The organism is Microbacterium sp. Kw_RZR3, assembly GCF_029222405.1.
GTDB lineage: Bacteria > Actinomycetota > Actinomycetes > Actinomycetales > Microbacteriaceae > Microbacterium.
The window spans coordinates 23180-35044 of sequence record NZ_JARHXC010000198.1 but is presented as its reverse complement, the minus strand read 5'-3'; the positions used below and the strand labels follow the sequence as shown (position 1 = coordinate 35044).

Genomic DNA, 11865 nt, shown 5'->3' with positions numbered 1-11865 from the left:
GGCACATATAGAAGTGAACTGCCTCACGGGTAGGTCGAGAGATCGTTTCTGTGGGTGCGTCCGTTCCTTGAGAACTCAACAGCGTGCACTTGTCAAATGCCAATTTATTCCTCGTCGGTCCGTTTTTCGGATTGCGAGAAATTCCTTTGGATCAAAGTCCAACCCTTTGGGGTTGGCAACGGATAGTCAGTTTTGACTTCCTGTTTGGTCAGATTGAACTCGCTTGTCCCGACCTTATTCCGGTTGGGTGGGCATTTTTCTTTTACGGAGAGTTTGATCCTGGCTCAGGATGAACGCTGGCGGCGTGCTTAACACATGCAAGTCGAACGGTGAAGCCAAGCTTGCTTGGTGGATCAGTGGCGAACGGGTGAGTAACACGTGAGCAACCTGCCCTGGACTCTGGGATAAGCGCTGGAAACGGCGTCTAATACTGGATATGAGACGTGATCGCATGGTCGTGTTTGGAAAGATTTTTCGGTCTGGGATGGGCTCGCGGCCTATCAGCTTGTTGGTGAGGTAATGGCTCACCAAGGCGTCGACGGGTAGCCGGCCTGAGAGGGTGACCGGCCACACTGGGACTGAGACACGGCCCAGACTCCTACGGGAGGCAGCAGTGGGGAATATTGCACAATGGGCGGAAGCCTGATGCAGCAACGCCGCGTGAGGGATGACGGCCTTCGGGTTGTAAACCTCTTTTAGCAGGGAAGAAGCGAAAGTGACGGTACCTGCAGAAAAAGCGCCGGCTAACTACGTGCCAGCAGCCGCGGTAATACGTAGGGCGCAAGCGTTATCCGGAATTATTGGGCGTAAAGAGCTCGTAGGCGGTTTGTCGCGTCTGCTGTGAAATCCCGAGGCTCAACCTCGGGCCTGCAGTGGGTACGGGCAGACTAGAGTGCGGTAGGGGAGATTGGAATTCCTGGTGTAGCGGTGGAATGCGCAGATATCAGGAGGAACACCGATGGCGAAGGCAGATCTCTGGGCCGTAACTGACGCTGAGGAGCGAAAGGGTGGGGAGCAAACAGGCTTAGATACCCTGGTAGTCCACCCCGTAAACGTTGGGAACTAGTTGTGGGGACCATTCCACGGTTTCCGTGACGCAGCTAACGCATTAAGTTCCCCGCCTGGGGAGTACGGCCGCAAGGCTAAAACTCAAAGGAATTGACGGGGACCCGCACAAGCGGCGGAGCATGCGGATTAATTCGATGCAACGCGAAGAACCTTACCAAGGCTTGACATATACGAGAACGGGCCAGAAATGGTCAACTCTTTGGACACTCGTAAACAGGTGGTGCATGGTTGTCGTCAGCTCGTGTCGTGAGATGTTGGGTTAAGTCCCGCAACGAGCGCAACCCTCGTTCTATGTTGCCAGCACGTAATGGTGGGAACTCATGGGATACTGCCGGGGTCAACTCGGAGGAAGGTGGGGATGACGTCAAATCATCATGCCCCTTATGTCTTGGGCTTCACGCATGCTACAATGGCCGGTACAAAGGGCTGCAATACCGTAAGGTGGAGCGAATCCCAAAAAGCCGGTCCCAGTTCGGATTGAGGTCTGCAACTCGACCTCATGAAGTCGGAGTCGCTAGTAATCGCAGATCAGCAACGCTGCGGTGAATACGTTCCCGGGTCTTGTACACACCGCCCGTCAAGTCATGAAAGTCGGTAACACCTGAAGCCGGTGGCCCAACCCTTGTGGAGGGAGCCGTCGAAGGTGGGATCGGTAATTAGGACTAAGTCGTAACAAGGTAGCCGTACCGGAAGGTGCGGCTGGATCACCTCCTTTCTAAGGAGCATCTGGCACGGATGGCCTTCGGGTTGTTGGTGTCCAGGCGCCGGATCAGACCGAATGTGTCTGCCGGTTAGCTCATGGGTGGAACATTTGATGAGGTGTCAGGGACGAAGGTTCCGGGTTTAGTACGTGGCTTGCCACTGGAACGGTTCGGGTTGGAGTGTCTGATACATGCACGCTGTTGGGTCCTGAGGGGCCGGGCGCTGATCGCGCTAGTCGTGTGGCTGGTGGTGGTTGGTGGCTGTTTCCTTGAGGGCCTGTCTCGGTGCCGGTGTTCCGGTGGCTGGGGTGGGTACCGCCCGTACTTTGAGAACTACACAGTGGACGCGAGCATCTTCCATGCAACTCTTCGGGGTTGTGTGGTGTAGATGATCTTAAAGATCATTAGTCAATTTTTTGACGATTCAACTCATGTGATTTCAAGTCTTTAAGAGCAAACGGTGGATGCCTTGGCATCTGGAGCCGAAGAAGGACGTAGCAATCTGCGATAAGCCTCGGGGAACTGATAAGCGAGTTTTGATCCGAGGGTGTCCGAATGGGGAAACCCCGCCAGGGCGCGTGCGTACCTGGTGACTCCCGCCTGAATATATAGGGCGGGTAGAGGGAACGTGGGGAAGTGAAACATCTCAGTACCCACAGGAAGAGAAAGCAACAGCGATTCCGTGAGTAGTGGCGAGCGAAACCGGAAGAGGCTAAACCTAGCGTGTGTGATAGCCGGCAGGCGTTGCATGTTGGGGGTTGTGGGACTTTTCTGATTGTTCTGCCGAGCAGTCGACGTGACAAGAGGGTATAGACGAACGGTTTTGAATGGCCGGTCATAGAGGGTGCGAACCCCGTAGTCGAAATGCCTGTTCTTGGCGTGAAGAGTATCCCAAGTAGCACGGGGCCCGAGAAATCCCGTGTGAATCTGTCAGGACCACCTGATAAGCCTAAATACTCCCAGATGACCGATAGCGGACAAGTACCGTGAGGGAAAGGTGAAAAGTACCCCGGGAGGGGAGTGAAATAGTACCTGAAACCGTTTGCTTACAAACCGTTGGAGCCTCCTTAGTAGGGGTGACAGCGTGCCTTTTGAAGAATGAGCCTGCGAGTTAGCGATACGTGGCGAGGTTAACCCGTGTGGGGTAGCCGTAGCGAAAGCGAGTCTGAATAGGGCGATTCAGTCGCGTGTCCTAGACCCGAAGCGAAGTGATCTATCCATGGCCAGGTTGAAGCGACGGTAAGACGTCGTGGAGGACCGAACCCACTTAGGTTGAAAACTGAGGGGATGAGCTGTGGATAGGGGTGAAAGGCCAATCAAACTTCGTGATAGCTGGTTCTCTCCGAAATGCATTTAGGTGCAGCGTTGCGTGTTTCTTGCCGGAGGTAGAGCTACTGGATGGCCGATGGGCCCTACAAGGTTACTGACGTCAGCCAAACTCCGAATGCCGGTAAGTGAGAGCGCAGCAGTGAGACTGTGGGGGATAAGCTTCATAGTCGAGAGGGAAACAACCCAGACCACCAACTAAGGTCCCTAAGCGCGTGCTAAGTGGGAAAGGATGTGGAGTTGCTTTGACAACCAGGAGGTTGGCTTAGAAGCAGCCACCCTTGAAAGAGTGCGTAATAGCTCACTGGTCAAGTGATTCCGCGCCGACAATGTAACGGGGCTCAAGCACGCCACCGAAGTTGTGGCATTGACATTTTTGGTAGGCCTTCGTGGTCCAGCCGTGTTGATGGGTAGGAGAGCGTCGTGTGGCGAGTGAAGCGGCGGGGTGACCCAGCCGTGGACGCTACACGAGTGAGAATGCAGGCATGAGTAGCGAAAGACGTGTGAGAAACACGTCCTCCGAAAGACCAAGGGTTCCAGGGTCAAGCTAATCTTCCCTGGGTAAGTCGGGACCTAAGGCGAGGCCGACAGGCGTAGTCGATGGACAACGGGTTGATATTCCCGTACCGGCGAAGAACCGCCCAAGCTAATCCAGTGGTGCTAAGAGTCCTAGCTCAGAATGTTTCGGATCCCTTCGGGGTGATGATCGTCTGTGTGAACGCTCGACCCCATGCTGGTGCGGCTAGCGTATTAACAGGTGTGACGCAGGAAGGTAGCCCAAGCCAGGCGATGGTTGTCCTGGTGCAAGTGCGTAGGCCGAGTGATAGGCAAATCCGTCACTCATTGAGGCTGAGACACGATGCGGATAAAAAGTGGGTGATCCTATGCTGCCGAGAAAAGCATCGACGCGAGGTTCTAGCTGCCCGTACCCCAAACCGACTCAGGTGGTCAGGTAGAGAATACCAAGGAGATCGAGAGAATCGTGGTTAAGGAACTCGGCAAAATGCCCCCGTAACTTCGGGAGAAGGGGGGCCATCCACTTATTAGGACTTGCTCCGAAAGGGTGTGGTGGCCGCAGAGACTAGTGGGTAGCGACTGTTTACTAAAAACACAGGTCCGTGCCAAGTCGCAAGACGATGTATACGGACTGACGCCTGCCCGGTGCTGGAAGGTTAAGAGGACCGGTTAGCCGCAAGGCGAAGCTGAGAATTTAAGCCCCAGTAAACGGCGGTGGTAACTATAACCATCCTAAGGTAGCGAAATTCCTTGTCGGGTAAGTTCCGACCTGCACGAATGGCGTAACGACTTCCCAACTGTCTCAACCGCGAACTCGGCGAAATTGCATTACGAGTAAAGATGCTCGTTACGCGCAGCAGGACGGAAAGACCCCGTGACCTTTACTACAGCTTGGTATTGGTGTTCGGTGTGGCTTGTGTAGGATAGGTGGGAGACGTTGAAGCATTCACGCCAGTGAGTGTGGAGTCATTGTTGAAATACCACTCTGGTCACTCTGGATATCTAACTTAGGACCGTGATCCGGTTCAGGGACAGTGCCTGGTGGGTAGTTTAACTGGGGCGGTTGCCTCCCAAAATGTAACGGAGGCGCCCAAAGGTTCCCTCAACCTGGTTGGCAATCAGGTGGCGAGTGTAAGTGCACAAGGGAGCTTGACTGTGAGACTGACAGGTCGAGCAGGGACGAAAGTCGGGACTAGTGATCCGGCAGTGGCTTGTGGAAGCGCTGTCGCTCAACGGATAAAAGGTACCTCGGGGATAACAGGCTGATCTTGCCCAAGAGTCCATATCGACGGCATGGTTTGGCACCTCGATGTCGGCTCGTCGCATCCTGGGGCTGGAGTAGGTCCCAAGGGTTGGGCTGTTCGCCCATTAAAGCGGTACGCGAGCTGGGTTTAGAACGTCGTGAGACAGTTCGGTCCCTATCCGCTGCGCGCGTAGGAAGTTTGAGAGGATCTGACCCTAGTACGAGAGGACCGGGTTGGACGAACCTCTGGTGTGTCAGTTGTTCCGCCAGGAGCACCGCTGATTAGCTACGTTCGGGATGGATAACCGCTGAAAGCATCTAAGCGGGAAGCCGGCCTCAAGATGAGACTTCCATACCTTCGGGTGAGAGGCTCCCAGCCAGACTACTGGGTTGATAGGCCGGATGTGGAAGCGTAGTAATACGTGAAGCTGACCGGTACTAATAAGCCGATGACTTGATAACACACCGTTTTTGGTGCTTGCGTCCACTGAGTGGTTCTCGATGTACGGTCGGGAACACAACAATGAAAGTAATCGTTGTTGGTTTTTGAAACATCAATAGTGTTTCGGCGGCCATAGCGAGAGGGAAACGCCCGGTCACATTCCGAACCCGGAAGCTAAGCCTCTCAGCGCCGATGGTACTGCAGGGGGGACCCTGTGGGAGAGTAGGACACCGCCGGACTTCTTCTAACGAAATGGCCACCCAAAGCTGGGTGGCCATTTCGCATTTACGGGTAGTTTTTCCCGGGGAGGACAGTCATGTCGACGGACGACGCGAACGATCGCAAGGGCAACGAAGGGCGCTCCGGCGACCGCGCATCCGGTCGTGGGCGGTCATCATCCGGAGGTTCCTCGCGCGGGGACCGTCCATACCGCCGTGACAACGACGCCCGTCCGCGACGCGAAGGCGACGGACGGCCGTCACGGGGTGGCGACCGTCCGTATCGGCGCGACAACGACGCGCGTCCGGCGCGCGATGACCGGCCGTTCCGCCGCGACGGTCAGGGCGCAGGCCGGTCCGCTCGTGACGGTGATCGTCCGTTTCGGCGCGATGGCGACCGCCCGTTCAGCCGGAACGCTGATTCGCGGCCCGCGCGCGATGGCGATCGTCCCGCCCGCCGTGATGGTCAGAGCGCCGGTCGCCCGGCGCGGAGCGGCGACCGTCCGTTCCGCCGTGACAACGACGCCCGCCCTGCTCGAAACGGGGATCGGCCGTACCGAGGCGACAACCCGGGGACCGGTCGTGCGCAGCGAGACGGCGATCGCCCGTTCCGTCGGGAGGGTGAGCGTCCCTTCCGCCGCGACAACGATTCCCGCCCGCCCCGGGACGGGGATCGCCCCTATCGTCGTGACGGCCAGGGAGCCGACCGACCCCGGCGTGACGGGGACCGTCCGTACCGTCGCGAGGGTGATACTTCGGCGCGCCCGCGGCGTGACGGAGAGTCGCGCGAGTTCACCGGGAACGCTCGGCGCCCGTCCGGTGACCGGCGCCCCGGGGCCGGAGCGCCCCGTCGCTTCGACCGCGAAGACTCGCGTGCGACCCGGCCGCCGCAAGACCGCCGTGAGCGCGGTCCTGAGATCCCCGAAGAGATCACGGCGTGGGACCTTCCGGGCGCGGCGCGCAACGAACTGAAGACCCTGAGCAAGGACAACGCGGAGAACGTCGCCCGGCACCTCGCCATGGCGGCCCGCCTCATCGATGAGGAGCCAGAGCTCGCCCACCAGCACGCCCTGGCAGCGTCTCGCAGTGCGGGGCGTGTTGGGGTGGTTCGCGAGACTGTCGCCATCACCGCGTATGCGGTCGGCGACTTCGCCCTGGCACTGCGTGAACTTCGTACTCACAGGCGGATCACCGGCTCCGACGAGCAGCTCCCGCTCATCGTCGACAGCGAGCGCGGTGTCGGACGCCCGGATCGTGCGCTCGAGGAGGGACGCGCGGTCGACCGGATGACGCTGTCCGTCCCGGTGCGCGTGCAACTGGCGATCGCGATGTCCGGGGCTCGTCTGGATCTCGGACAGACGGATCGTGCGCTACAGGAGCTCGACATCCCCGAGGCCGACCCGGACCGCGCGTTCGAGTGGAGTCCGGCGCTGTTCTCGGCGCGTGCTGCCGTTCTGGAGGAGCTGGGGCGCCTCGACGAGGCTGCCGAGTGGGAGCGCCGCGCGCAGATCGCCTCGGACGCTCTCGACGCCGCGTCCGGTGTCGCCGATCGCGAGGTCATCGTCGTCGAAGAGATCGACCTCATCGATGACGAGGGCGGCGTGGACGTGGCATCCGGAGTCATTCCCGTCGCGGACGTGGACGAAGACGAGGCCGTCGACATGGAGACGGTGGCGGACGACGCGGACGACGCGGAGGAGTCGCGGTGATCCTCGGGCGCGCGAAGCGTGAGGCGACGCCACTCGACGAGGTCGATGTCGTCCTCGCCGACCTGGATGGCGTCGTGTACGCCGGCCCGGGCGCGCTTCCGCATGCCGTGGACAGTCTGAATCGCGCGCAGGAGGAGGGGCGTCGACTCGGGTACATCACGAACAACGCGTCCCGTACCGATGCCACCGTCGCCGCTCATCTGTCGTCGCTGGGGCTGCGGGTCGCGGCGGGCGATGTCGTCACGAGCCCTCAGGCGGCGATGCGACTCATGCGCGACCTCGTTCCGGCCGGCTCCACGCTCCTCGTGATCGGCGGAGAAGGTCTTGTTGTCGAGGTCGAGAAGGCCGGCTTCGTCGTGACGCGCAGCGCCGAGGACGCACCCGCTGCGGTGGTGCAAGGATTCTCGCCCGAGGTGGGCTGGGCGCAGCTGGCGGAAGCCGCCTACGCGCTCGCCACCCCCGTCGAAGAGGGCGGCATCCCGTGGGTCGCGACGAACACCGACTGGACGATTCCGCAGGCCCGGGGGATCGCGCCGGGAAACGGCACCCTCGTCTCGGCGGTCCACACCGCCGTGGGACGTCTCGCCACGATCGCGGGGAAGCCCGAGCGTCCCATCTTCGACGAGGCGGTGACCCGCACCGGCGCGAGGAATCCGTTGTTCATCGGCGATCGCCTCGACACCGACATCCAGGGTGCGCGAGCCGCCGAGATGGCGTCGCTCCTCGTCCTGACCGGGATCGATCGTCCGAAACAGGTGCTCGCGGCTCCGCCCTCGCAGCGTCCTGACTTCATCGTCTCCGACCTGCGCCAGCTGTTCGAGCCGTACCCTGCGACGATCGTCAAGGGTGAGCGGACTCGCGTCGGCGACGCTGTCGTCGAGATCGACGGCGTCGATCTCCGCATCGTGTCCGAGGGCTCGCGCCAGATCGATCTCCTGAGGGCAGGAGCGGCCGCGATCTGGAACTCCGGCCGTGCGATCTTCGGGTTCCGCGTTCCGGAGCAGCTCTACGCGGACCCGTTCCGCGTGCGCTGACGCCGGTACCATGGCATCCATGTCGGAGAGCCGAGAGCACGACGCGGACGCCGAGCTGATCAGCCGACTGCGCATCATCGAGGAGCAGCCGCTGGACACCCGGGCGGACGCGTACGCGGCGCTGCACGACGAGTTGGCGCGAAGGTTGGAGTCCGGCCCTCGCGACGCGCCGCCGGCCGCACGCGCATGACGCGCCTGGATGCCGAACTCGCGGCCCGTGGTCTGGCGCGATCGCGCTCGCACGCCACGCAGTTGATCTCCGCGGGCGAGGTCAGCGTCGACGGGAGAGCGGTCGTCAAGTCCTCCGCCACGGTGGACGAGAACAGCGTGATCGAGGTGGCGAGCCCCGACCATTACGTCAGTCGGGGCGCCCACAAGCTGATCGCCGCCCTCGACGCTTTCGAGATCGAGGTCCCGGGCCGCGTCGCCCTGGATCTCGGGGCGTCGACGGGCGGGTTCACGCAGGTGCTCCGTGAGCGCGGAGCGCGTCCGGTCCTCGCCGTCGACGTCGGGCACGGCCAGTTGTCCACAGCCCTCGCGGCCGACCCCGACGTGGTGTCGGTCGAGGGGTATAACGTGCGGTTCATGACCGCCGCCTCGCTCGCAGAAGCCACGGGTGTCGCCGAACGCCCGACGCTCGTGACGGGCGACCTTTCCTTCATCTCCCTGCACCACGTGCTGCCCGCGGTGGTCGACACCGCCGCGGCGGACGCCGATGTCGTCCTGCTGGTCAAGCCGCAGTTCGAGGTCGGGCGCACCGCGGTCAAGGGCGGGCTCGTCACCGATCCGGCCCTGCGATCCGACGCCGTGCACAGTGTGCTCTGGGCCGCCTGGGACGCCGGGCTCAAGACGAACGGCCTGATCTCGTCGCCTCTCGTCGGAACCCACGGCAACCAGGAGTACGTCGCGTGGTTCTCGGCCGCTCGCGGCACCGACCCCTCAGAATGGGAGAGCACCGTGACCCGACTGACCGGAAGCCGATGACCCCCAGCGATCGCCGAATCCTCCTCGTCGTCCACGCGCGCCGCGACGACACCGTCCAGGCAGCCCAGCGCATCATCTCCGCGGTGCTTGCGGCGGGGGCTGTGCCCGTGGTCTCGGCCGAAGACCGGCCGGAGCTCGCGGAACGCCTGTCGCTCGAGGGCGTTGCGACTCTCGGGACCGACGTGGGCATCGACGACGTCGAGCTCGCCATCGTGCTCGGCGGAGACGGGACGATCCTTCGCGCGGCCGAGATGGTGCGGGGGAGTACGGCTCCCATTCTCGGCATCAACATGGGCCACGTCGGCTTCCTCGCCGAGATCGAGCGCGACGACATGGACGACGCGGTGCGTCGCGTGATCGCTCGGGACTACACGGTCGAGGAGCGCCTCGCCCTGGCGGTCAAGATCCAGGATGCCGATGACCGCGTCATCTACGAGACCTGGGCCCTGAACGAGGCGACCGTCGAGAAGGCCAGCCGCGAGCGCATGCTCGAAGTGGTCATGGCCGTCGACGGGCGCCCCCTCTCGTCGTTCGGCTGCGATGGGGTGGTCATCGCGACTCCGACCGGGTCGACCGCATACAACTTCTCCGCCGGGGGTCCGGTCGTCTGGCCGACCGTCGAGGCGATCGCGGTGGTTCCGCTGTCCGCGCACGCGCTCTTCGCCCGACCTCTGGTCGTCGGCCCGGACGCGAGCGTCGCGGTCGAGGTCCTCGAACGCACGAGCGGAAGCGGCATCCTGTGGTGCGACGGGCGCCGTTCGCACGAGCTGCCCCCGGGTGCTCGGGTCGTCGTACGCCGCTCGTCGCGGCCGGTTCGTCTCGCGCGCCTGCATCCTGCGGCGTTCACCGAACGACTCGTGCGCAAGTTCCGTCTCCCCGTCACGGGATGGCGCGGCGCGTCGGGAGGTGCCTCGTGATCGAGGAGATGCGACTTCGCGACCTCGGCGTCATCGCCGACGCGACGCTGCCGATCGGGCGCGGCTTCACGGCGATCACGGGCGAGACGGGCGCCGGTAAGACCATGGTCGTCACCGGACTGGGTCTTCTCCTGGGCCAACGCGCCGACTCCGGCGCCGTGCGCAAGGGCGCGGCGCAGGCAGCGGTCGAGGGCGTCTGGATCGTCCCCGAGGACGGTCCGGTCGCTGCTCGCGTGCGCGAAGCCGGCGGCGACGTCGAGCCCGTGGGCGAAGGATCCGCCGAGCTGTACCTCGGCCGCACGGTCTCGAGCGAAGGACGAGGACGCGCCACTGTCGGCGGTCGCACCGCTCCGGCGGGCGTGCTCGCTGACCTGGCGGACGAACTCGTCGTCGTGCACGGACAGTCGGACCAGCTGCGGCTGAAGTCGTCGTCGGCGCAGCGCGAGGCTCTCGATCGTTTCGGGGGCGAGACGATCACCGTCGCGCGCTCCGCCTATCGCGCGGCGTGGGATACCTGGCGGACTCTCGATGCCGAGCTGACCACGCTCACGACCGACCGCGACGCGCGCGCGCGGGAGGCCGAGGAGCTCCGCGCCGCGATCGCCGAGATCGAGGCAGCCGCGCCCCTTCCGGGCGAGGAGGAGGAGCTCGCCCGCCGTGCCGAGCGTCTCGCGAACGCCGAGGAGCTGCGGATCGCGGCGGTGACCGCGCACGCCGCGCTCTCGAACGAAGACGGCGCGGCCGACGTGATCACTCTCCTCGCCGAGGCGCGTCGCGCCCTGGAGAGGATCGCCGCGAGCGACGAAGCACTCGCCGCGATCGGGGAGCAGGTCGCCGACCTCGGGTACCGCGCCACCGACGCGTCCGTCGCGCTGTCGGGCTATCTGGCCGATCTCGACGAGTCCGGGCCGCACGAACTCGCCGCCGTCGACGAGCGGCGCGCGGTGCTCGCCGGGCTGACGCGAACACACGGATCGGTGGATGCTGCCATCGCGTTGCTCGAGACGGGCTCAGCCCGTCTGGTGGAGCTCGACGATGACGGCGACCGCCTGCAGCGCCTCGAGAAGGAGCGCGATGCGGCGGCCGTCGTACTCGACGCGGCTGCCGAGACGCTGACCTCCGCACGGCGGGAGGCAGCTGCGCGACTGGGCGCCGCGGTCACCGAGGAGTTGCACGCCCTGGCCCTGCCCGACGCGCGTCTCACCGTCGACGTCGCCCCCGCGACCCCCGCGGGTCACGGGCGCGACGAGGTGTCGATCCTGCTCGCGCCGCACCCCGGCGCCGACCCCCGGCCCGTGTCGCGCGGCGCCTCGGGTGGCGAGCTCAGCCGCGTCATGCTCGCGATCGAGGTCGTGATCGCCGGAGTGGATCCGGTCCCCACGTTCGTCTTCGACGAAGTGGACGCGGGGATCGGCGGCGCGGCGGCGATCGAGGTCGGCCGCCGTCTCGCGCGCCTCGCCGAGTCGTCGCAGGTCATCGCCGTCACGCACCTCGCGCAGGTGGCCGCGTTCGCGGGCAACCACCTCACGGTCGTCAAGGGCCACGACGGCGCGGTGACGGCATCCAGTGTCCGTCGGCTCGACGGTGCGGAGCGGGAGGCCGAGATGGCGCGCCTGCTCTCGGGGTTGAGCGACTCGGATGCCGCGCTGACGCACGCCCGGGAACTGCTCGAGACCGGGCGCACCAGCGACTGATCCGACGGATCGA

Annotated in this window: 7 protein-coding genes and 3 rRNA genes; 9 read left to right on the top strand and 1 reads right to left on the bottom strand. The window is 63.5% G+C overall.

What is annotated here, in order from left to right:
- Nucleotides 1–261 precede the first annotated feature (261 nt).
- The 3 genes from P2P98_RS10625 (at nucleotide 262) to rrf (ending at nucleotide 5535) form a co-directional block, all read left to right on the top strand.
- Nucleotides 262–1783, top strand: a 16S ribosomal RNA gene (locus P2P98_RS10625).
- A gap of 423 nt (nucleotides 1784–2206) precedes the next feature.
- A 23S ribosomal RNA gene (locus tag P2P98_RS10620) occupies nucleotides 2207–5316 on the top strand.
- Nucleotides 5317–5418: 102 nt separating this feature from the next.
- Nucleotides 5419–5535 (top strand): 5S ribosomal RNA (rrf, locus tag P2P98_RS10615).
- The 16S, 23S and 5S rRNA genes sit together here, the layout of an rRNA operon.
- Before the next feature lie 239 nt (nucleotides 5536–5774).
- Here rrf and P2P98_RS10610 read toward each other — a convergent pair.
- Nucleotides 5775–6575, bottom strand: coding sequence for a hypothetical protein (locus tag P2P98_RS10610; protein WP_275799686.1), 801 nt, complete (start codon nucleotides 6573–6575; stop codon nucleotides 5775–5777).
- Between the two features lie 42 nt (nucleotides 6576–6617).
- Here P2P98_RS10610 and P2P98_RS10605 point away from each other — a divergent pair, with 42 nt between their 5' ends.
- From P2P98_RS10605 to recN, 6 genes are read left to right on the top strand one after another with little or no spacing between them, the layout of a single operon-like run.
- Nucleotides 6618–7223, top strand: coding sequence for a hypothetical protein (locus P2P98_RS10605; protein WP_275799685.1), 606 nt, complete (start codon nucleotides 6618–6620; stop codon nucleotides 7221–7223).
- A complete protein-coding gene (locus P2P98_RS10600) occupies nucleotides 7223–8257 on the top strand; it encodes an HAD-IIA family hydrolase (RefSeq protein WP_275799705.1) in 1035 nt (344 codons plus the stop codon). The genes P2P98_RS10605 and P2P98_RS10600 overlap by 1 nt, the downstream gene beginning before the upstream one ends.
- 19 nt (nucleotides 8258–8276) lie before the next feature.
- Nucleotides 8277–8447 carry a hypothetical protein gene (locus P2P98_RS10595; protein WP_275799684.1) on the top strand — a complete coding sequence of 57 codons (171 nt, stop codon included), beginning with the start codon at nucleotides 8277–8279 and terminating at the stop codon, nucleotides 8445–8447.
- A complete protein-coding gene (locus tag P2P98_RS10590; protein WP_275799683.1) occupies nucleotides 8444–9241 on the top strand; it encodes a TlyA family RNA methyltransferase in 798 nt (265 codons plus the stop codon). The genes P2P98_RS10595 and P2P98_RS10590 overlap by 4 nt, the downstream gene beginning before the upstream one ends.
- The gene (locus tag P2P98_RS10585) at nucleotides 9238–10158 is read left to right on the top strand and encodes an NAD kinase (protein ID WP_058626887.1); all 921 of its coding nucleotides are present in this window, start codon (nucleotides 9238–9240) and stop codon (nucleotides 10156–10158) included. The genes P2P98_RS10590 and P2P98_RS10585 overlap by 4 nt, the downstream gene beginning before the upstream one ends.
- Nucleotides 10155–11852 carry a DNA repair protein RecN gene (recN, locus tag P2P98_RS10580; RefSeq protein WP_275799682.1) on the top strand — a complete coding sequence of 566 codons (1698 nt, stop codon included), beginning with the start codon at nucleotides 10155–10157 and terminating at the stop codon, nucleotides 11850–11852. The genes P2P98_RS10585 and recN overlap by 4 nt, the downstream gene beginning before the upstream one ends.
- Nucleotides 11853–11865: the final 13 nt, after the last annotated feature.

Bases quoted from the DNA above. Each gene is read 5' to 3' on its own strand.
- P2P98_RS10595 (WP_275799684.1), top strand. From the start codon at position 8,277: ATGTCGGAGAGCCGAGAGCACGACGCGGACGCCGAGCTGATCAGCCGA.
- P2P98_RS10590 (WP_275799683.1), top strand. From the start codon at position 8,444: ATGACGCGCCTGGATGCCGAACTCGCGGCCCGTGGTCTGGCGCGATCG.
- P2P98_RS10585 (WP_058626887.1), top strand. From the start codon at position 9,238: ATGACCCCCAGCGATCGCCGAATCCTCCTCGTCGTCCACGCGCGCCGC.